Below are 21,989 nucleotides of genomic sequence, written 5' to 3' on the forward strand. Positions count from 1 at the left end.
GGGTGAAATCCCCCTGGGCTGATCACCAGAATAAGAACCGCTTTACGCTTAAAATCAAGGACCCGCTGAGCGCTGTAATGGACGTTATCCGTTGACCGTTCAAGAGCAAGGACCCGTTCGCCGAAAATAGCAACCGAAAAAGTGCGTTGTCGAGACGTTTACTACGCCCACGGGAAGGCGAGTCTGGCCAGGCGAAGCCTAACTGACCTGCGTTAGCAGACAGGCTCTTGGATGCTTACAACAACTCTTCTTGGAAGCGCTGTCATCCCGTAATGCTCCTATACGGGATCTCACTCTTGCTAGACTCTAGACTCCGGACCCCTCTTAATTTTGTTATGCTCGTTTCAGCATCTAGTTTTTAACGATATACTTAGAATTGAACTCAAGTAAACCATGGTGTTATAATATTTTCGCATGGGGTGTCCCCGTGGGCGGAGCAGGAAAAAGGCTCCGTTTTTTCTTTTTGTGTATAAGAATTTCCTCACAGTTTTTTGCCTTCGATTTCTCGTTTCTCGTCTTGGTCAAAAATGTAGTCTGACCCTGTTTAATCTGCTGCTTAATCTTGACCCTGTTTATCTGCTCATTCAAGCAGGACTAGTTTCTGATCATTCCCTTGCAGTACCTTATGACTTTTTTCTCTCCAGTTTCTTTCCAGCAGGGTTCTTCGTGAGATAGAGATGAGAGCTTTGTGCTTGTAAGACGACCATATCTTTTCACGATCGTCCCGACAATCTCTTCTTCTTCGGCGGGTAAATGATCTGGCATTGCCGTTCCTTTGACCATCACAGAGGCTTTCTTGCCTTCTTCGACCACTCCGGCCTCTTTAAGATAAGAGACGACGTCTTCGTACTTCACGGGCGTAGGTCCATAATGATTGGCAATATACCTGAGACCGGTAATAGACACTCCCCTTCTCTCAAACGAAAGCGAATCGGAATAGAACAAAAGCTTGAATAACTTCATATGATCAAGAGGTTCTATTTCAGACAGAAAACGTCCTACAACTGCACTTAGGGCTCTTCCAGAAAAGACCTTGAAGCCATTGAGGTGCGTTTCGGTATTTCCGTGAGCTTCAATTATCATCCTTTCTCTCAGAGAAAGGATGGGTTCGTTTACAATACCGGTCTTGTCGACTATTCTGTCTCGATCATTCGGAGAGATCCTTCCCTGGACCGCAGCGGCATTAACGAAAGAAATGAAGTCTTCTCCGCCTGGTATTATGTAATTTCTGTAAGATTCGAGAAGCTTGTCTGAAAGAGCTCTCGAGCCGTCTTCAAGCTTTGAGACCAGGGACTTTGTCCTTCCCAGCAGAAGCGCTATCTCCTCCTGAGTGAGGTTTAGATTCTCTCTGGCTTTCCTAAGATCTGTTGGCGATGGGATGCAATTAGTCTTTTCATAATTGTCCCAGATCTTCTTCCAGGCTTCATCGAAAGATCTGGCATCCACATATGAACTTCCGCATCCATCACATCTATAGACATCGTAGGAAAGTCTGACTTGACTTCCCTTGAAACTCTCGATACTCTCTTCCTTAGATAGGCGCATTTCCCTTCCACATTCGGGACATCTCATGAAATCAACTCCCGTACTCTGCAAGATGCAAAGATAGACAGATCAGCCTTTCCTTGAAACTATAACTCAGCTTCAAATAGACTCTGTCTTTGTATTCATAGTTTTCTGGGGCCAAGAATTCATCATCGGTAATATCAAGTTCTCTGAGTATTGACTCAAGCGGTAAGGATCTCCAGACAACAATCGTAAATGAATCTCTTTGATTATCATCCTTGATCTCATCGGGGCAGATGTCTTTCGCCACCTTCCACGTGGCCTAAGCACATCATAACGCTCTCTTATTCCTGACTTGTAGAAAGCGTTCATCAGATCTATGTTTTTCTTCGCATCACTGAGCAAGTAGATATTGCATTCCCGGTTTTCGATAATCTCTTGTATTCTGTTCCTAAGAACATTGAAGAACAGCTTATTCTTCATAAGATCCATGCTCTTCTCCTAAATTATATATTGTCTATGTCAACTTTGTCAACTACACGACGTTTTACTTCTCTTCATAGCTCCACCGCTCAGAGGGGCGAAAAGAATTCCGCTATGCATTTCATTGAATTTCCGCCAAGGTTTTGTGCCCTAGTTTATCTTTCGCTTCGCGAACAGGAATTCAGTTTCTCGAGTTTCTGGATCTTGCTTTATCGTAGATATTTAGCTTGCAGGAAACGCGCTTCTCAGCAGCCAATATAAATTCACTGTAAAAACGCGAGTCTGTCACGAAAAAAGTTGTGCCTAATCTTCCGCGTTCTCGCTGTAGTCCTCTAATACATCGTCTGAGAGATGTACGAGGTGACGAAGAGAAGCTATCTCTTTTACGCTTTCGTATGAGAGGTATGTGCAAGTCTCAAACAACGGACCACGTTCTAGCAACGAAAAAACAGGTCTTTGCAGTTCTTGAAAAACCTTATCCTTTCTCGAGAAAGGCGCTACTATATGAAGCTTAATGTCCATATTCGGCTGAAGCGCCAGCAGATCGGCCATTCTGAGAATACCGGAATAGATAGAAGTGGTATGCTCTACCTCGAAAGCCCTCTTGATCGATCTCCCCCTTAACCACAGAACATCTATCTGCTCTATGGTTTTCAAAGTAATCTCATCATAATTTAGGGGTAGCCTTTCTAAGATAGACGGATCGCCACTCTTACATTCGGAAAGTACTCTGCTCCGATCATTTCTGGGAATCCATATCTTCATTCCCATCTTAGCGCCAATATCTGCCAGTAAGGCCTGAATCTTAATTGACTCGCGTACATCGGATTGCTCTGCAACAATTTCCGTATCTTCAGAGTCCTCGTCCGTCGGGACGGATACAGGTATATCTTTCTTCTCACCTCTGACTCTAGGTAATAGATACTTCTTGTAGGCCTCGGCGTCGTAGGCGAATGATCTCCCGGAGTGTTCCTGCTTTAAAAGGGCTGCTTCCAAGAATTCGCCGTCTTCGTTCTCCAGTCTAACAAGACTGCCCCTGACCTTCCCGGTCCAGGCGTTGGAGTTAGGTGGAAGGTCTCTAGTAAAAGACAGACCATTCCATATCTCAGGCTCGTGTATTGGCAGGGCCTTCTCGACTTCTAACCAAACCAGTGGCTTGACTTTGAACCTCACCGCAAAAGGGTCGTCTGCTTTATAGAAACGGGGAGAATCATCAACAAAGGGTTTGCTTGTCACTTCTAGTATGCCAACCCAGCGAGAGAGCTTGGTTAGATAGCATATAAGCTTATCTCCGATGTTCACTCTGCTCGCTAGATTCTTGTGCCGCATTCGAAATCCAGAAATAGTTCTATCTGACTTTGAAAAAGCTTCATATGTTTCTGGCGAAAAGAGGTCCGTGTAGTAGGCCACTTCAACCATCACCTGCCTAAGTGTCTTTCTATGCTTCTAATCCCCAATGCCCTGTCCTGCTATTCGTAATATTTCTCCCTGCTTTTTTCTTAGAAAATCCCGATATGAATAAGCTAGCTGGATTCAACACTATAATAGTCGATGTTACACAATAGACCAAAGACCCCAAAAATTCATCATCGGTAATATCAAGTTCTCTAAGTATTGATTCAAGAGGTAAGGATTTCCAGACAACAATCGTAAATGAATCTCTTTGATTATCATCTCTGATCTCATCGGGGCAGATATCTTTCGCCACCTTCCACGTGGCCTCAAGCACATCGTAATGCATTCTTATTCCTGACTTGTAGAAAGCATTACAAGAATAGGAGTCTGAGCCAATTTTACGTGATCCTATTTTACGATTTTCTAGATATTAGTATTGAATAATATAATAGAATGGCATGGAAATGGGAGGTTATATGATGAGAAACAGTACTAAGAGCACGATTCTCGATTGTTTGAGCAACAGGTATCCCGGTTGGAAAGGATTTGATGATGAACGCTTTGTCGCAGACGAAATCACTTACAAACGGTCTACGGTGGACCTTGCTCGCAAGCTCCTCGCCAAGAAAGAACTTTCAAGGCTCATTGGAGAAAAGAACTTCGGAGAGCTGAACGAGAGAATCGAGAGAGTCGGTAAGGACAATAATCTTCTTTACAATTCGGTCCCTACGAGCGGTGATCTCAGAATCTTATACAACGAGAACGCGAACAAAGAAGCGTTCTATGATGCCTTCCTGTCCTTGATTCACGAAAAGGGGAAGGGAGAAGAAAGGCTGGCAAGGTTCGTTGAAGTTCTGAAAGGTCTAGGTATCAAGTGTTACTGGTCGTTCCCAACTTATTTCATGTTCATCATCGATCCAGAGAACGAGTTTTTTGTGAAGCCTTCAGTAGCAAAATGGTTTCTAGAGATGACTGGAAACAAATATAGTTCCCAGGTTGATGCCCAAATGTACAAGACCCTGAAAGAAGAAGCGAAAAGACTTCAAGACGAGATGAACCAGTACAATCCCAAAAACCTTATTGATATTCAGAGCGCTATCTGGGTTGCATATTCTGAATCATCAAAAAAACTATCTAAGCGATACTGGAAGATTTCTCCTGGGGAGAATGCGTGGCAATGGGAAGAATGCAAACGAGACGGTTTTATAGCTATTGGTTGGCCAGAACTTGGAGACCTGTCCAGCTTGAACGAAGCTGAATTCAAGGAAAAGGCAACTGCCATAGAAAAAGAACTAGGCGGAGAGTACGCAAAATCATCTTCAAGCCAGGTCTGGAAGTTTAGAAACATCAAAGCTGGAGACATAATAATCGCCAACAGGGGACAGAAGGAAGTAGTAGGAATTGGCAGGGTAATTGAAGAATACTTCTTCGATGGATCGGAGGAGAGGTACCCCCATAAGTTGGGTGTTGACTGGTTTGATACTGAGATTCGGCGTGTTAACAAGCCTGGCTGGGTCAAGACATTGATTGAAATCGAATACGAGGAATTTGAAGAGATAAGCAATGCACCCGGAAAATTAGATGGTTCCGCTTCAGCTGCAAAAGAGGTGCTTCAAAAAATCCTTCCCATCGATCGTGAACGAGAAGCCGCAGTCGAATTTCTTGCGGAATCTGTTGAATACTGCAACGAGAAATATCCCGACTGCTGGGAAGTATCTCTCTTCAACCATCTTATTCGACTTAATGTTGGAAGGCTTTATTCACTCGATCTGAAGGAAGGTTCCGTAATGTTCTTTTGCAATCCAGATTCTCTTTCGGATGAACTTAAGCAGAAATTTTCGCGCTACATAAAAGTATATGATGAGTTTCGGTCGCTTAAGAGAGATGTTCTACAAATTGAGCTTCCTAGTGAAGTGTTTGTTGACTCATCCTCCCTTTTCCGAAATTCGCATCATGCTTTCCTAGATCTGGCGATGGGCACGGCCACCACCAGTCCATATAAGGCAGCGTACTCACCAGGGATCATAGAATTTGTGAACGATATGTTGAATACCTCTCTTCCTCACCCAGGCTTTTTCAATTACCGAAACATCTTCTTCTCTGCGAAAACATTTGAACTACTGAAAGGAATACACAATAACCCCACGAGTGCTTTCTACAAAGAAAACAGAGACGACTTCTACGAATACGTTGAACAACCCTTGAAAGAACTTTTGTCCGGTGTTGTCTCTCAACTGCCTTACGAGTTGGTTGATTATCTTGAGACCGACAAATACGTAATGGGGAAGATTCTTAAGAATGACTATGGACAAGGGGGCGCATGGGATTACGCATGGGGAGCCTTCTATCCGAAAGGTGGTAAGAAAAGAACGGACGCACAACTATATATTACGCTTCGAAAAGACTATCTGACTTACGGTTTTTCGCTTGGTGACTACTCATCGGGGACGTGGAAACGTCTTAGTGAAAATGTATCGAATAATAGGTCCAAAATAGTGGAGTTGCTTGGGAAGAAAATCTCCGATAATTTCGATTTGTACGGCTATGAGAGCGGAGGAGTAGAACCAGTAAACAGAGCATCAAATTTCGAAGAACTGGTAGAAAAAATGGAGGAGATTCAGTTCAATGTTTGCAACGCTATTAGCAAAGAGAAACTTCAATCCCTCGAAAAAGAGGAACTTGTTAAGGAGATTTCTGAGGGATTTGAAATCCTGTTCCCGCTTGTCATACTCGCCACCGAAGAGAATCCCATGGAAAGAATTGTTTTGATCGTTAACCCAGGTATTAATCCTGTTGTCAATTTGGATACTGTTAGTGAAGAAACTGGACTAGATCAACTGGAACTTGCGACGTGGGTGAAGGCAATAAGAAGGAAGAGACAAGCGGTTATTTACGGACCACCTGGAACAGGGAAAACCTTTGTAGCTAAGAAGCTTGCCGAACATATTGTTGGGGGAGGGAACGGATTCATTGATACCGTTCAGTTTCATCCATCTTACTCTTACGAGGATTTCATAATGGGAATACGTCCTGTTTCAGATGAAAATGGGAACCTAAGATATCCTGCCAAAGAAGGTCGTTTTCTCGAATTCTGCGGTAAGGCAAGTAAGTGCGAAGGCGATTGCGTTCTGATAATTGATGAGATAAACAGGGCGAATCTCTCCCGAGTCTTCGGAGAACTGATGTATGTTCTTGAATACCGAAACGAGACCGTGAGACTTGCAGTTGACGGGAAGGAATTCAGAATCCCGGAAAATGTATATCTTTTAGGTACTATGAATACTGCGGATAGAACAATCGCACTGGTGGATCACGCATTAAGAAGGAGGTTCGCCTTCCTGAAACTAGCCCCGAAGTATGAAATCATGCGCCATTATCACAAAGATCTGGAAACAACTGTCGAACCACTAATAAGCCTGTTGAAAAGACTAAACTCTCACATAGAAGAACATTATCAAGTCGGGGTATCCTTCTTTCTTTCAAAGAATCTGAGACAGGAACTCGAATCGATCTGGAAAATGGAGATAGAACCATATTTGGAGGAGTATTTCTTCAACCAACCGGACAAAGTTGCGGAATTCAGGTGGGATAGAGTAAAAATAGAGATAGGATTATCTTGAGATGCGAGACATGATCATCGAGCTTGAAGAATATAGAAGAGCTTTAGTGCCAAGAGACTCACTTCCTGAAGAACTCGGGTTGCTTTTGCACAGAGAGTACAGCAAAAAGATAGAAATTGAATTTCCTACCATTGCCAATGACTACAACTGGCGGCTCACCTCTTTAGGCTGGGTTGGTCAGATTCGTCTTTCAAAAGAGATTTCTCTCAAGATGCTTCCAAAAGTTTCTCTAAAAAACATATTCGGAATGTTGGAATATGCATACGATTTAAAAAGCTTTGATCTAAGGCAAGAGATCGATCATTACGGGAGCATTGAAGAGCTTTTTGAAAGACTTGTGAAAATTCTTTCTATGAAAGTGCTTCTCCGAATAAAGAGAGGGCTTTACGGCAACTATATTCCTTACACAGACAGTCTTTCATATGTTCGAGGAAGGTTGGAAACCGATGAAATTGTTAGAAAACCGTGGAACATAAGACCGATTTGCAGCTATGAGGATCACACAAGAGATGTAGAAGAGAATCAGATTCTGGCGTGGACTATGAAATGGGTAATCATGTCGGGCATTGTTAATCAAGAAACTTTACTTCTTGCACAAAAAGCTTATCGCAGCCTCCGACAGATAGTCGCCGAGATACCTTACGACTCAAGGTCATGTGTATCGAGACTGTACAACAGGCTAAATGACGACTATAGGCCGATGCATCTGCTCTGCAGATTCTTCCTCGAAAACTGCGGACCTTCCTTGGAAAACGGCGACCGGCAGAGCGTTGCATTTACTGTCAATATGGCTCGTCTGTATGAGCTCTTTGTCGCCAGATGGCTAGAATCGCACCTAAACGATTCGTACACGTTGAAGGCTCAAGAGAAAGTGTCTGTTTCAGGTGGAACGCTTCAGTTCAATATCGATCTCGTCCTTTATGATAGGTACACAGGAAAAGCTGTAGCCGTAATGGACACAAAATACAAGACTCGAGAGAGTCCTTCTAATGCCGACTTCTATCAGGTCACCACATACGCACTAAGCAAAGGATGTGACAAAGCATTCTTGATATATCCTTCTGATCTCAAGAGCCCCTTTCATGAAAGTGTTAATAATATCCAGGTAAGATCTCTGACATTTCCTCTGAGTGGTAATCTCGAATCCAACGGTGAAGAATTCATGGAGCAGCTGCACATTAACTTAAAACGATAAACCTTGAGGCTTCTCATCTATGCATAAGGTTATTATTCTTAACGCGAGAGTTCTCCAATACCAAGTAACCCTACTATTCTTGCTATCTAAAGTTCATTTACCCTATGGCAAGACCTTCAAAAACCAAACCTGTTTGTCTCTCTAAGAGGTTTCAGTGATGCTGTCTTTCAAGCAAAAAAAGAGGGATAAAACCTCCCTCACTTCACTCTCATCGTATTTGTCTAGCAGGGCCTTTAGCGGCGTAATGTTTTTGGTAATAAAGATACACTCCTCTCAATGGAGGCTTTAACGTCTATATACTCTTCCTTGGGCCGCTTCTTTGCAGCTTCCATTGCTTTAACCATATTCTCCGCAGCTTTTTGGTCGATATAAATCTCTTTCTCGAATGTTCTTGTTGCCATAATTCTCCCTTCTTTCGAGTGCCTTAATAATTTACTCTATCATTTCGACACGGCATTCTCCAGATGTTTACAAAACCCTAGTCCTTCAAACCAATCAGCTCGTCATTAGAACAAATGGCAATTTATAAACATATTGCCGATTATTCTAATAATGATACAATAAGGGCTTCAGTTCTCGTAATAATCAGGAATCTGACCCGTCATTCTGTGACCCGTTCACTCTGTACCTATGTCTGAAAGTGATAGCGTAGTTCTTACAAAGACTCTTTCTCCCGAAGACTGTGTCAATACTCTTTCATTAGCAATGATCTTCATTCGATTCGTTAGCGCAAAGGTGAATAGCAGTTTTCAATCTGTATAAGGTCTCGGTGGCACTCATTGTATGCCAGAAAGTTTGGCGATCTGCTCTACTGATTTGCTGAAATATGCAAATGCCTCGGGGCTCACCGCGGATAATTTGTTCAGAAATGTGAAGGACTCATCGACAATCCTTTCGAAGAACTCGTCTCCAGACCACCTGAAAGTAGCATCGGTCTCCCCGAGTAAACAAGCTGCTAGATAAGCTACCTTAGCGGCGTCGGAGAAGAACTTCGTTTGTTTGTAGTTGAAACCAAGAATATGTGACGACAGTCTAGATCTTCCTGAATCCAGCTCTCTGTAATGGTCTGGTTCTCTCTTCCCCCGCGTTCCAATTAGGAGTGCTGTCGCAAACGCATCCTTTAGAATATCCTTTGGAGTTAGAGACTCCATTCCACGGTAATGAGCCTCGGCTAAAGCGACTCTCATAAAAGTATCCCTTACAGTTCTAGTATTCTTGTGATAATCAAAGATAGTGGCGATATCAAAGAGCTGTTTGCAGATCTCCATTCCCTTCTTCGCATCATAAGGAATCCCTGTAGTGTTGGGAGCAAAAGCCGTGAGCTTGTCTCCAAGAATCTTATCATTAGAAGGAGTTGTAACGAATGTACTCCACCATTTCCTGCCTTTTTCCTCTCCTTGCTGCATATCTCAATATGCTATCTGCGTTTAGTGCATATGTATCGAAGACATTTTTGAAAACCCTGTCCATTTCGGCATCGCCAAATGGCTCAAGAGCGGGCTCCCTTGAGAACAAATCTACAAACATCTTCTCGAGTCTCGGTATTACGATTCCATCACTATCGAGATTCATCATGTCTTGTACGGAAAAAAGGAGTCTGGTTATACCCGGTTACTCCGGTTATTCGACTTTGATGTTCTCTGTCTTTTCTCTGGTGTATATCTCCTCTATTAGTCTCTCTAATATCCCGATGCCTATAGACATGATCCAGTAGCGAATGAGCATCTCACGTCTTCGGGTTGCCTCTCGGACCTGGGCGGCATCGAGTCGAATGACTCATGGGTGTCTGCATCCTGCATTTGTCTTCTCAAAGACTGTGAGTCTGGAAAAAGGAAGTATCTGTTATTCAATGATGAAAGGGGTATAGTTTGGGTTGATGAAGTTGGTGTGTCAAGGGAATTCTTGTCAATTCTACTGCGAAAATTGTATACTATACAGTAAGTTACTGACCAGTATACAAATTGGAGGCAAAGATGGAATTCTTTGATCGTGACGATGAAATCGCTTTTTTCGAGGGGCTCACGAAGCGAAAGTCAAAGAAGATGGTCGCACTCTTCGGGCGGAGGAGGATCGGCAAAACTGCCCTTTTGAAGAAGGTTTACCCGAATGCGCGATACTTCTTTGTAGATACTCGCTCCTCGGAGACTTTGCTGAAAGACTTCTCTTCACAGATATTCGAAGGAAGCTTTGACAACTGGGAAGGTTTCTTCAGGGCATTGTTTCGGCTTCAAGAAGTGGTGATCTTCGACGAGTTTCAGAACTTCATGAGAGTCGATCAATCGGTCTTTTCGATCCTTCAGAAGGTGTGGGATGAGAATTCAGGTAGAAGTCTGCTGATTCTCTGTGGATCATATGTGGGGATGATGAAGCGAATCTTTCTGGACCAGAAGGCGCCGCTCTTCGGAAGATGCGATCACAAAGTTGAGCTGAAACAGTTCCGCTTCAGGGACGCTTTGGAGATGATACGAAGTTTCGGCTATTCATTTGAAGAGGCTGTAGAGTGGTATTCGATACTCGGTGGTATTCCCCAATATTTGTGGCTTCTAGAAGAAAAGGCTTCTTTCAATAAGAAGATTCGAGAACTCTTCTTTAACAGGTTCGCGCCCCTTCGGGAGGAGGGCAAGAATCTTCTCATTGGTGAGTTTGGAACGGAGCATCCGGGCTACTTCTCGATACTCGAGGCAGTCGGTTACTTTGATAGAGATGTCGGGGAGATTGTCGACAGAACGGGTATGGAACGCACAAAGGCCATGAAATACCTTTCTGAGCTCACAAACAACTACGGAATTATCGGCAGGGTAGAAAACCTCCTTTCAAAATCGAAACGCGGTCTGAGATACACTATTAAAGATAACTTCCTTTCATTCTGGATGAAGTATATCTACTCAAGGCAGAACACCGTCGAATTCGATTCCGAACAGGCCCTGTCATATACTATTGAGAATCTTGGAGAATACATTGGCAGAGCATTTGAATCAATCGTGAAATCACTCATCCCCGATCTCTACAGGGCCGAAAAAATCCCTTTATTGCCCGAGAGAGTCGGCAAACATTGGGGCAAAATTCCTGGCACCAGGGACAAGACGTATGAGATAGATCTCATAGGGGAGTCGAGTGACAGAATCCTGGTATTCGAGTGCAAATGGAGAAAGGACCCGGTTGGACCTGAAGTAGCAGAAGTGCTAATAGAGAAGATGCAGTACATCCCTGACAAGAGGATCAAAGTACCGGTTATTATAAGCAAGTCAGGTTTCAAAGCGAACATGCCGAAAGAAGTTCTGCTAATAGACTTGTGTGATCTAGAAGAATCAACCGGATGACGTTTGCGAGCTATTCTCCGATTTGTTGGGAAGAAGATCTGTTGTTCGCTGCTGAAGACCACGTTGACAGTCTTGTGATCCGACACATTATGACATCATCCGCCAGCATCCGCGATAACTAACGCAGGTCGCTTTTTAGCTCCGGTGAGATCAGAGAAAGGGAGGGAATTACCACAACATCACCCTTTACAGGTTTTTCCACGCTATATCCTCTTCTTCCCTTAGCCAGTCCCTGGCAAGAGCCGACTCCGAAGCATCCAGCAGCTCGCGACTTAAGGCAGGCAGACTCCTTTCTTTCAATGCCTTCACAAACCGAAGGATTTCTTCTACGAGAGTATCGGGTATGGTCTCTATTTCCTTTCTCAGGAGCTGACGTATGTCCATTAGATCGCCCCCTTTCAATGAGATTATATCATCGCCTTATCAATCCAAATCTCAGGCTTCACTAGGTAATTCAACACAAGTTTGTGTTAAGTTCGCCTGTCCTCTCCTTTCCCTTAGCCACAAAGGCTTTCACTTCGATTCTCTCTGGCTCTCCTGAGATCTGCCGGCGATGGGATACAATTAGTCTTTTCATAAGTGCCCCAGATCTTCTTCCAGGCTTCATCGAGGGATCTGGCATCCACATATGAACTTCCGCATCCATCACATCTATAGACATCGTAGGAAAGTCTGACTTGACTTCTCTTGAAACTCTCGATGCTTTCTTTCTTAGATAGGCGCATTTTCCTTCCACATTCGGGACATCTCATGAAATCAACTCCCGTACTCTGCAAGATGCAAAGATAGACAGATAAGCCTTTCCTTAAAGCTATAACTCAGCTTGAAATAGACTTTTTCTTTATATTCGTAGTTTTCTGGGGCCAAGAATTCATCATCGGTAATATCAAGTTCTCTGAGTATTGACTCAAGCGGCAAGGATTTCCAGACAACAATCGTGAATGTATCTCTTTGATTATCATCTCTGATCTCATCGGGGCAGATATCTTTCGCCACCTTCCACGTGGCCTCAAGCACATCATAACGCTCTCTTATTCCTGACTTCTAGAAAGCATGACAAAGAATAGGAGTCTGACCCTATTTTATTTGACCCTATTTTATTTATCTGAAGCTAATCCGGTAACTCATAGCTATCAACGATTTCCAGTTCCTCTTCCGTCATCTGATCCAGTATCCTTGTGAGTTCTTCATTCTCTTCGGGGTCGCACGGCTCGCTAGTAGCCATTATCTTGAAGTAAATTGAATTGTAGCCTTCGGTCTTTATGAGATTCCATAGAGCCGTCTCAATTATTTCGCTGGCGCTCTTGCCCTGTAGGCGCCCGAACTCCTTCAGAACCTTCCATGAAGAAGGTTTCATCATGATATTGTGTCTCTCTTTGGTTTGCCGAACATCTTTCATGCGATCACCGCCTTATACACACTATACACATAGTAAATCATTTCTCCGGATATATGTAGACACGCGGACCGATCGACCGGCTCGAAAGTAGATTCTCTACGCAAGCACCTGATTTCACTCGCAGGTAATTGGAACCTACTGCTCGATCAACTTCAATGCGTTGAATAGATAAAAGAAGGCTTCTGGATCTGTCTTCTTCAGCTTCTTCAGCTTGTTCCACGATGGGTTGGTGATATTGACATCACGTAAGTCGATTGTTTCTCGAAACTTCTCATGACGTCCCTTGCCGGCCTTCATCAACTGCACAAGATACGCTACCTTTGCCGAGCTTTTTATGGCGTCTTCCAGAGAGAAGCTACTGTTGAACGAGAATGCTTTGAACGCCTTGATACCCGTCATAAGATAGCTGAACTGCTCCCTCTTGTAGGCCCCTCTATAGGCCAGCGTGATAGCCGTGTCAATACAGTCATTCAGGACATCGACCTCGCTCAAATCCAGCTTCCTGTAACCGAGTTCGAACATGCAGTTCTGTACAAACGATTTCCGCACTACATCGAGATCGGCCAGATTGTCGAAAAGGACTCCCAGATCGAAGAGCTGCTTGATTATCTCGGCTTCCTTTCCGGTGCCGTACGGAATACCCGTCGTGTTCGGTGCAAAGGCAGTCAGCTTGTCTCCGAGCAGAGCGTCGAGAGTCTGTATGGTTACCAGCACGTCCGGCGGGGCTGTCTCTATTACTCTATGCCTCACGGGGACTCTCAACAGCGACCTTGTGCCGACCTCCTGGTAAAGGATATCCAGAAAGACTGCCCGCTCTCTTCCGTCCAACACCGATTCCCTTACGAATCCATAGTGAGTTTTGGGAACATCCGAGGGAGTCTTACGTTTGTCCTCAAACCAGCTTTTGAATACCCCATTGTTGCAGATCCTGTTGAATATATATTCAAGGTTCTTGGGTTTATCGGGAAGCAATATGTCTATGTCCAGTGAGAACCTGTTGTAACTATCTAGAAGAAGCATAAGAGAGGTCCCGCCTTTGAATATGAAGTCGAGGCCTTCAACGGAAAGTTGTTCGAGCAACGTCAAGGCCATTATGGTCTTTTCTACTATTCCAGGGTCATTTTTCTTGTAAGATTTCATAACTGTATCCAGCCATTCTTTGGAAGCAGAGTTTCTTGTGATCACATGCCTTCTCCCCGGGTCACTATGAGCTTGTCTATCTCTTCTAACTTCCCGCGTCGCCTCGCATATCTTCTCAGCGTGCTCAGACTCACGTTGTAATCCTTCAGAACCCTGTGATATATGTTCCGTAACTCCTCTCCCTGAAACGATACGAAGAGGTCCTTCTCGCAGACAAGATCGACAAGTATTTTCTCTAACCTCGGTATGGCGACATTATCAAAGGACGTTACAGGGGCTTCAGTTACAAGCGACCTTACAACAAAACACTTCTTGCATCCGAGAATGTAGTTGTTTATCTCCTTCGGAGTCGGATCGATGAACACCCGGGAGTAGGATGCTTTGATATATTCAAACACGCTCTCCTCTGTGCCTCGCTCAGTTTCTATGATCACCATAGAAGAAAGCGCCTGCTGAACAGTGAATTCGTTCAGCCATCTGCTGTTCCAGACACACAGGTTCTCCAGGTACGGGAAGCTCTTGCGAAGCTTCTTGAACAAACCGGAGAGTTCCTTCGATACGGCAGGTTCGAACTCCCGTTTGCTTCCGGCTTCATAGAGGCCTCTTCTGACGTTTCTGATGAGTCCTTCTTTCTTCAGCCGGTGCAGGGTTGCATAATAAGTACCTGGCTTCCTATTAGGTAAAAGTGTACTCAGTTCATTGATCAGTTGATAGTGCGTAAGAAACTGATTGTTTTTGAACCACTCATTTACTTGGTTTTGACTAATCTTCTCCATTGAAATCACCTACGAATAATGGCAATAAATATAGATAATTGCCGTTATTTGTAATTATAGCATATGCTTCTTGCTGAAATACGATCCTTAAACCCGGGGGAGGACTTAGTTGTTCTAGATGGGTATCAAGTATAATTACCTATTGATGGAGCCTCTAGGGATTTTAGTCGTCGACGTGAAGACGAAAGAGAATGATAAAAGCTACTGATGTTGCCTCGTTTAACACGGCTGTCTTATGAAGTTGTCAACAAGACAGTCGATGGATGTTTCGAGTATTTGTATCACACCATTGATTGAAAGAATACATAAAAGCATCTCCTCTGAATCTAACAACCAACGAAAACCTTGCACTAAAATCACATCTCTTCTACTCAGAAAACCCATCCTGAACAGATCACCTTTCAGAGTAAGTGCATCGCCAAGCCATTTTGCAAATACTCAACAGGTCCGTCAGCAGAATCAGGAGTCTGACCCGTCATTCTGTATTTATCATCAGACTATCCATCTAAAGAACCGTATCTGAAACCCTTTATGCATTTCTTGACAACCGGAAATCGAAGATAGATAGAAACCGAATGCTTTCAACTTCTACCGTGCCCCTTCCCGCAGTAGGACTGCCTCCTTGAATAATCTGAAAGCCTTAATATTGATGTTTCTTAGTCTGTTTAGCCTTGAAAACGAACGTATTTCTATTGGCTCGTCTGTTATTTCAATGTCACCCGCCCCCTCAGCCTCTTTCTGTAGCGAGACAGCTAGAAAAGCTATCTTTGATGCTGCTAGAATCATGTCTGCTTCAACGAACCTGCCTGTGAAAATATAGTTAGACAGTTTTGTACAGCCTCTCAAAAGCAGCTGATAGAGCTCTCTATCGCTCAAACCTCTGAAGCCAATTAGGAGGGCCGCTTCAAAGATATCCTCTAGAACCTCCTTAGCAGTGATTTCCGTTCCTCTGTATCGGGATTCAATTGCAGCGACTCTTCTGAGAGTTTCACTTACGTTTCCTAACTTAACCATCTTATCGAAAAGTCGGCCGATATCGAATATCTGTTTTAGTATTTTGAGATCATTACCTGAACTACTGTCGGTGCTCCAGTCGATACCGGTTGTCCTCGGAGCAAAAGCAGTGAGTTTGTCACCCAGAAGACAGTCGACATCGGGCGTCAATACTTCTTGTGATGCAGAATTGTTAGTGTGTATCAAGATGAAATGATCGATCTTGCGTTCAACAAGAACTGGATAGGCCGCTTCCTCATGGAGAGCATCGAGAAGTACGTAATCCTCTCTCCCCTTGACATTCGATGAGTAATAGAACTTGTAGTGAGATTTGGGAATCTCTAGCTTACTGTTTCTAACATCGACTTCAAATCTTGTGAACGGTTCGTTGTTTGCTATATCAGCCAGTGATCTCTGAAGCTCTTTTTGATTCACTCCTGTGACTATATCGATATCGATTGAGAAACGATTGAACTCATCCAGAACCAGGATTAGCGAAGTACCTCCTTTGAATACAAAATGCAGTTGCCTTTCAGAAAGCCTTTCAAGGAGAGTCAGAGCATAAATTGCCTTTTCGATTATGCCTGGATCTCTTTTGGGGAATCTCTCGTTTCTCAGTTTCATTATCCATTCGCGTTCAAGAGAAGCGCTGTCAATCACAACACCCACACCTCGCCAATATTATCGGTCACAAATTTCCTTATTCTTCTCCACCTTCCTCTTCGTGAAGCATATCTCCTAAGCACGCTTTGATCAATAGCAAACCTTCCAAAGGCCTCTTCGAAAAGCTCTACCGTCATATCTCCCTGAATATAGTCATAGACCTGTTCATCGCAGAACACGTCTACAAGAATCTTCTCAAGGGATGGAATAGGAACATCATCCACCGACGTAATCGGAGATTGCGTGACTAGGTTCTTGACTATTAGGAGTTCTGGCAAACCCGATCCATAGAGACGCATATCTCTTTCGGAAGGTTTGAGCAGCACACTGTCATAACCTACAGAAAGAAAGTCAAAAACAGACTCTTCAGCGCCCTTTTCAGTCTCGATAACAAATCTCCTGCCTGCTGCCTGCTGCGAAATGAAGGAGTTTATCCAGTATGTATCTGTCAAACAGAGTCCTAGGTAAGGAAACTCTTCGGCCAGAGAAATCCATAAATCCTTAAGCTCAGCAGAAATTGATGGAAGGTAGGTGGGTTTCACCTCGGTGCTGAAAACACCCTTGGCAACTCTAGAAATCATCCCCATCTTCTCTAGGGATTGGGCAGTACCACTGACGCTTGTCAATTCACTCGGTTCTCTAATATCCGAAAGCCTTAGAAAACTCCCTTTCATGCCATCAATCTTCAAGTCTGACACGGCAAGGTTTTCTATTCTGTAGATCCCCCTGCCTGACGAGCTAAGCAAACCGATTTTCTTGAGTGAATTTATGCGCCAGTCAAGGCGTTGCTCAGAATCCTCCGGGAACAGTCCTGCCAAATAAGTGATAAGCTTCCGTCTGGTAATAAGTCCCGATTCATCGGCAAGATCAGAAATATCTCTCTCAAAATTCCTCACAAACACCTCCAGCTAACTCTATTAAGTACGTCAATTATACCAGAGTTTTGACAAGTTTATTAGATATGATCTGAATTTACGAATAAACGGACCGACCTCTAAAAGAACGAGATTCCGATATGGGACTATAGACTGCTCAGAATGTACGTGAATTGTATAGAATGTTGCTCAGAAGGGAAATAGCCTTTCTTTTTCATATAAGTGGTCACAGCTCTTCTTAGAATTGTGTTTGGGCTTTCAGCAACTTCCATTTCAGCCCTTCATAAACCCCAAAGCGTTACCCCTAGGTTGTTTCTGCCTTCGATTTGTCGATGACTTCCTTGAAGTGTTCGTGGCAGTAAGTCTTTCCACCCAGAAGCTCTGAATTTTTCCAGCAAAGCTCCTTTTGATTCTGATCGATCAATCTTCCGCAAACACTGCAGACATTGGGATTGGAGCTTAGCCTTTCCTGAACTTCTTCCTTGTACTTCTGATATCTCTTGAATTGCAGACCGTAGCTCTCGGCCAGTCTCTTTGCCTCAATCGGCAGCAAACCATCTACCAAAATAACTCCGTGCTTTGCCCCATGTTTCGGAAGAGAAGCGGCGAGACTCTGCACTTCGGAGTTATGGATTTCATCATTGCCCTCTCTAATAGAGAACACCGTCTTTTCTCCAAAGATATCCGCGATAAGATCAACGGAGGAATAATCGCCCCGCGGCGGAAAATCACAGGACACTCCATAGCTTTCGAGAAGATCCTTGAACTCGAGAACTAGAAGATTCCTGAGGCTCTTCACATTTCGCTCGGGCTTCAAGTACCTCCTGATCCTAAACGATACGAGATTCACAGCGATTATCTGCGTAAAGAGCAGAACTAGAACCACCTGATAAGGAATCACAAATGCAAGCGCAATTATTGCAGCCGATACCACCCACCAATACTTCCTGAAGTAGTATAGAATCATAGCCTTATCCTATTCATTCAAGCGCCTCCGACACCTCAGAAAACAACTTGTCAAGGGTCTCATTGGGATTTCTAAGGTCAATGAAACGGACGTCAACCCTAACCTTATCATCGGAGATGTATCCGATATCGGTCCTGCTAATCTTGTCGGAATAGGGATACAGCAAGACGATCCTGTCGGCCCCGTATTTCTTGCCATATGCGTACATCTGGTACATATCGGATTGGGAAATTCCGCTGTTTCGGTCGGTATCCGAGAGTAGTTTCCATTTCGTATCCATAACGACTGTAAGCTCACCAAATTCCAGTACGATATCTGGCCGAAGTGCAAAGGCCCGCCTCGGACTATCAAACAGGCTGTAGGTCATGTCCTGCGTTCGGATGTTGATATCTCTACTTATAAGCTTACGAAGCTTCGCTGCTACAAAACTCTCGAACACCTTTTCCATAGGGAAGAGGAGCGCAAGCGCAACCTTGCTGCCGGCAAACGCTGTGAAGCTATTCCCAAGCAAGAACACACGACACCAGGACAGGGCCTTGTCGTAGTGATTCATGCTGCGATCGATGGAACTCTTCGAAAAGTCTTCATAGTAGTTTTCGGAATAGTCTACCCGATCAAAGAGAGTCAGCAATCTAGAAGCATATTGGCGGTTGCGCCCGTCATGTGTTGCTTTTAGAAGGAAACGAAGAGTGGACTTAATCAGACGGTTCTCCGGTCTGTTCGCATTGAAGTCATCGTAGAGAACATAGAATCGCTGTTTGTTGACCAGATTATACTTGATATTCTGTGAGGTCAGAATCTTCCCTTTATAGAACTTCTCGTTTGCTTCAACTGGCGTGTAAGCTGATTTAAGGCCCTGTTTTGTAAGTGCAGTTACCTCATCCAGAAACATCTTTATAAAGATCTCGAAGAGATTCAGTCGATCCACGTGAAGATGGGAAACATTGAAATCTTTGAACGTGATATCTCTTAGAGTCTTAAGCATCTCAAGAAAGATTCGTTTTGTTTCATCTTCGCTGATCTCATCGCCCGCAATTTTAGGCAGGATCTCGATGACCGTTCCGTCAGTCATCGCTATCAGTCCAACGTAATTCCGAGCAGTTATAACCTTGCCAACACCCCTTCGAGCCGATAGCGAAAGAAGTTCGATCGCCTCTGTTTCTTTTTCAGAGACATTGGCGAGGATAAAGTTCTCCAGTGCTTCAAAGGTCTTCTTAGGCAAGGCCTTATATCCATTTACCGCCTTTTCACAGGCAAACCCGCTGTATTCAGTTATAGTGTATGTCATTTCACATTTGCCTATAGGCTTCAATCATCTTGAAGGCCTCTCTGTTCACCTCGTAATACTCCGGGAAGTCAATTTCGGCACCACCAAACAGATCAACGGTATCAGTCTTTTTCACGATGAAGCGGGCGCTGTCGTCAGGCTTTCTGTTGTCTCCCAGAACAAGCCGGATCTTCTCATAGTCGTCGTAGAAATACTCCTGCAAGAGAGGCACTATGCTGTTTTCGAAAATCTCTGCAAGAGTCTCAATAGTCGCGCTATTCTTAAGTGGAAGCAGATAGGAATGCCCGATCGTATGCTCGCGATCGAGCAAAACCGTGATGCGCTTGTTAATTGTATCGAGCATTTTCGCAATATCAACATCGTCTACAAAAACATCTCTGAGCGTAGATGAATCGGGCTGCATTTCGACAAAGCTAAACCTGCGGCGCAATGCGGAATCTATCAGCGCTATGGAACGATCGGCAGTGTTCATCGTTCCAATGATGTAGACATTATCGGGCACACCGAAATTCTGCCCGGAGTAGGGAAGTTTCGCACGGAGCTGCTCGCTTGCGCCTAGCCGCTTCGAAGATTCAATCAGAGTTATGAGCTCCCCAAAGATCTTGGAAATATTGCCTCGGTTGATCTCATCTATTATGAATACTCGGTTTGGAACCTTGACCTTTTCTTTGAAGAGATCAGGCTTCAGATTCTTGAGCATTTGCAGAACATCCGAGACAGAAACAGACAGTCTATAAACAGTTGAAAGCGTCATGGTTCTACCGCCGTTGAGGTCGACTATATCCTCGTTAATCCCTTTCACTAGCCACCTAACTTTCCGTACCCGTCTATAATGCTGGTATTCCTTGTGCCACTCCGGCTCGCCGGTGACAACACCGATAGCATCTATTGTTCTGCTCGAATAGCATGAAAGAACAATATCGCCAATTTGCATCCTGTTGTAAAAGGCGTTAAGAACGTTACCTCCGCCCCGTTCCCCAAAATCTGTAGCATCAGAAATGTTCTCGCCGTATTCGTCCCATCCAATGCGAATGTGGTTATTCTCCATACACTCGGTCCGAGTGGGATTATCGCCTGCTGCTTCAAGAGAAACCTTCCATACGGTCGGGTTCTTCCCAATCCCCAAATCTGCGTCCGCCTTTCCTCCGACAGGTTTCCCAGCATTATCGCAGAAAGCCTTGAAGATTCCATCGTGAATCTCGTATTCGATTTCGTTGCCGGCATCAGCTTTCTCTTCTGGGGAGACAACGGGACGAATCCCCTCGATGAATTCCTCGTAGCTGAAAGACTGGTGGAAAGTTGTGAAAGCAATTGTCCCATCGTCTTTGTGTTTTAGATAGCGACCGAACACTTCTCCGTAGTCCTCATCCTTTACTTTGTCAATAGATTTTCCCTCAACGATAGCAACGGCGTACTGAATAGCGCTGTAGGTTTTGCCCGTTCCAGGGGGACCGTAGAGAATAGTATTCTTCTCAGTTATCAGTTTCTTGTCTATATTATCATCACCACCACCAGATGAGTCGTCGATTATTGGTTGAGAGCCCTTTCTGTGAATCCAAGCCTTATATGACATCTCCGGGAATGACAAGCTGGGTCTTTCCTTACTAAGTTCGTTTTTCAGAGCGCCTAAAAATTCTGTATATTCACTGCCGGCACAATGGGTGTTGGGTACGTCTACGGAGTAATGTTCAGAAATGTACTTGCGAGAATTGGTGTCAAGAGGGAAGAATACATTCGGTCTAATCCAGAACAGGCCCATCGTAACATATGTCAACCCGTTGCCGTTAAGGGCAACGGCCTTGTCAAAAGCCTCTTTGAATTCGTTAGAAAAGGTATCTGCATCGGCCGATTCCAAGGCGTAAATAAAAAGGTTCCACATTTCATCGTTACCAACAAAGAAGGACCGTCTGTTATCAAGAACAGGTATTCCCGCAAATTGTGTCGGCGCAGTAACTGTTACCCCGAACTCGTTGGCAAGGATTTTCGCTAGAAGGGTTCTATTTGCATCTGTTATTCCTCGATTCATTACTCCCAATACGGAGAAAGGATCGATCCGATACTGTCGGGGTCCCCACCAATCTTCTTTCTCGAAATGAAGATATCTCATCAGTGGCTGACCCGATGAAAGCTTCTTAATCACGTTGAAAAGTTCGCCCGACTTATCCTTGAATTCGAGCAGTTTGTCGGCAAGAGCCTCATAATATGGCACCCACTGGAATTCATTGTCCAAGAGTATCAACTCCTTTCATGGTCGCTTGCGTAATCTTTCGTTTTGTCCATCACCTATCCGTTAAGAAGTAACTGAAGGGTCAAGCCACGAAGACAAATGGTCAAGAACACCTAATTCGTATTGTAGCGTACCAATTCTC

General features: G+C 44.1%; 21 protein-coding genes. 3 read left to right on the forward strand and 18 right to left on the reverse strand.

Going from position 1 to position 21,989, the window contains the following annotated elements; genetic code table 11:
* Positions 1–594: 594 nt before the first annotated feature.
* From Y697_RS03735 to Y697_RS03750, 4 genes are all read right to left on the reverse strand, one after another.
* Positions 595–1,572 carry a type II toxin-antitoxin system antitoxin SocA domain-containing protein gene (locus Y697_RS03735; RefSeq protein WP_121550367.1) on the reverse strand — a complete coding sequence of 326 codons (978 nt, stop codon included), beginning with the start codon at positions 1,570–1,572 and terminating at the stop codon, positions 595–597.
* A 72-nt stretch (positions 1,573–1,644) separates the two neighbouring features.
* Positions 1,645–1,998, reverse strand: coding sequence for a hypothetical protein (locus Y697_RS03740; protein WP_121550368.1), 354 nt, complete (start codon positions 1,996–1,998; stop codon positions 1,645–1,647).
* A gap of 294 nt (positions 1,999–2,292) precedes the next feature.
* The gene (locus tag Y697_RS03745; RefSeq protein ID WP_147433181.1) at positions 2,293–3,399 is read right to left on the reverse strand and encodes a hypothetical protein; all 1,107 of its coding nucleotides are present in this window, start codon (positions 3,397–3,399) and stop codon (positions 2,293–2,295) included.
* A 28-nt stretch (positions 3,400–3,427) separates the two neighbouring features.
* Entirely contained in the window at positions 3,428–3,730 is a 303-nt protein-coding gene (locus Y697_RS03750; RefSeq protein ID WP_121550370.1) for a hypothetical protein, read from the reverse strand.
* 133 nt (positions 3,731–3,863) lie between these two features.
* Between Y697_RS03750 and Y697_RS14815 the strand changes: the two genes are divergently transcribed.
* Both Y697_RS14815 and Y697_RS03760 read left to right on the forward strand, forming a co-directional pair.
* A complete protein-coding gene (locus Y697_RS14815) occupies positions 3,864–7,004 on the forward strand; it encodes an AAA family ATPase (RefSeq protein WP_220665721.1) in 3,141 nt (1,046 codons plus the stop codon).
* Between the two features lies 1 nt (position 7,005).
* Positions 7,006–8,199 carry an McrC family protein gene (locus Y697_RS03760; RefSeq protein ID WP_121550371.1) on the forward strand — a complete coding sequence of 398 codons (1,194 nt, stop codon included), beginning with the start codon at positions 7,006–7,008 and terminating at the stop codon, positions 8,197–8,199.
* Between the two features lie 233 nt (positions 8,200–8,432).
* Here Y697_RS03760 and Y697_RS14555 read toward each other — a convergent pair whose 3' ends face one another.
* The 3 genes from Y697_RS14555 to Y697_RS14560 all read right to left on the reverse strand — a co-directional run bounded on the left by Y697_RS14555 (position 8,433) and on the right by Y697_RS14560 (position 9,774).
* Positions 8,433–8,600: a hypothetical protein gene (locus Y697_RS14555; protein WP_183083697.1), complete on the reverse strand. Its 168-nt coding sequence runs from the start codon at positions 8,598–8,600 to the stop codon at positions 8,433–8,435.
* A 375-nt stretch (positions 8,601–8,975) separates the two neighbouring features.
* Positions 8,976–9,605, reverse strand: a complete 630-nt coding sequence (locus tag Y697_RS03765; RefSeq protein WP_121550372.1) for a hypothetical protein — start codon at positions 9,603–9,605, stop codon at positions 8,976–8,978.
* The gene (locus tag Y697_RS14560; RefSeq protein ID WP_183083698.1) at positions 9,544–9,774 is read right to left on the reverse strand and encodes a DUF6577 family protein; all 231 of its coding nucleotides are present in this window, start codon (positions 9,772–9,774) and stop codon (positions 9,544–9,546) included. Before Y697_RS14560 ends, Y697_RS03765 begins: the two co-directional genes overlap by 62 nt.
* A 398-nt stretch (positions 9,775–10,172) precedes the next feature.
* Between Y697_RS14560 and Y697_RS03770 the strand changes: the two genes are divergently transcribed.
* Positions 10,173–11,519, forward strand: a complete 1,347-nt coding sequence (locus Y697_RS03770) for an ATP-binding protein (RefSeq protein WP_121550373.1) — start codon at positions 10,173–10,175, stop codon at positions 11,517–11,519.
* Positions 11,520–11,705: 186 nt separating this feature from the next.
* On the opposite strand, the gene Y697_RS03775 is transcribed toward Y697_RS03770, so the two are convergent.
* From Y697_RS03775 to Y697_RS15075, 11 genes are all read right to left on the reverse strand, one after another.
* Positions 11,706–11,903, reverse strand: coding sequence for a hypothetical protein (locus tag Y697_RS03775; protein WP_121526978.1), 198 nt, complete (start codon positions 11,901–11,903; stop codon positions 11,706–11,708).
* Between the two features lie 113 nt (positions 11,904–12,016).
* Positions 12,017–12,271, reverse strand: a complete 255-nt coding sequence (locus Y697_RS03780) for a hypothetical protein (protein WP_147433182.1) — start codon at positions 12,269–12,271, stop codon at positions 12,017–12,019.
* A gap of 4 nt (positions 12,272–12,275) precedes the next feature.
* Positions 12,276–12,536, reverse strand: a complete 261-nt coding sequence (locus tag Y697_RS03785) for a hypothetical protein (RefSeq protein ID WP_121550375.1) — start codon at positions 12,534–12,536, stop codon at positions 12,276–12,278.
* 94 nt (positions 12,537–12,630) lie between these two features.
* Positions 12,631–12,918, reverse strand: a complete 288-nt coding sequence (locus Y697_RS03790) for a hypothetical protein (RefSeq protein ID WP_121550376.1) — start codon at positions 12,916–12,918, stop codon at positions 12,631–12,633.
* 135 nt (positions 12,919–13,053) lie between these two features.
* Positions 13,054–14,103, reverse strand: a complete 1,050-nt coding sequence (locus tag Y697_RS03795; RefSeq protein WP_121550377.1) for a nucleotidyl transferase AbiEii/AbiGii toxin family protein — start codon at positions 14,101–14,103, stop codon at positions 13,054–13,056.
* Positions 14,100–14,834, reverse strand: coding sequence for a DUF6577 family protein (locus tag Y697_RS03800; RefSeq protein ID WP_121550378.1), 735 nt, complete (start codon positions 14,832–14,834; stop codon positions 14,100–14,102). The genes Y697_RS03795 and Y697_RS03800 overlap by 4 nt, the downstream gene beginning before the upstream one ends.
* Before the next feature lie 588 nt (positions 14,835–15,422).
* Positions 15,423–16,487 (reverse strand): nucleotidyl transferase AbiEii/AbiGii toxin family protein, encoded by a 1,065-nt coding sequence (locus tag Y697_RS03805; protein ID WP_121550379.1) that lies wholly within the window; start codon positions 16,485–16,487, stop codon positions 15,423–15,425.
* Positions 16,484–17,386, reverse strand: coding sequence for a DUF6577 family protein (locus tag Y697_RS03810; RefSeq protein ID WP_121550380.1), 903 nt, complete (start codon positions 17,384–17,386; stop codon positions 16,484–16,486). The genes Y697_RS03805 and Y697_RS03810 overlap by 4 nt, the downstream gene beginning before the upstream one ends.
* Before the next feature lie 283 nt (positions 17,387–17,669).
* Positions 17,670–18,332, reverse strand: a complete 663-nt coding sequence (locus Y697_RS03815) for a restriction endonuclease (protein ID WP_121550381.1) — start codon at positions 18,330–18,332, stop codon at positions 17,670–17,672.
* A 13-nt stretch (positions 18,333–18,345) separates the two neighbouring features.
* Positions 18,346–19,644 carry an McrC family protein gene (locus Y697_RS03820; protein WP_121550382.1) on the reverse strand — a complete coding sequence of 433 codons (1,299 nt, stop codon included), beginning with the start codon at positions 19,642–19,644 and terminating at the stop codon, positions 18,346–18,348.
* Positions 19,622–21,850: an AAA family ATPase gene (locus tag Y697_RS15075; protein ID WP_121550383.1), complete on the reverse strand. Its 2,229-nt coding sequence runs from the start codon at positions 21,848–21,850 to the stop codon at positions 19,622–19,624. The genes Y697_RS03820 and Y697_RS15075 overlap by 23 nt, the downstream gene beginning before the upstream one ends.
* Positions 21,851–21,989 lie beyond the last annotated feature (139 nt).

The organism is Mesotoga sp. BH458_6_3_2_1 (assembly GCF_003664995.1).
In the GTDB taxonomy this organism is placed as follows: Bacteria; Thermotogota; Thermotogae; order Petrotogales; family Kosmotogaceae; genus Mesotoga.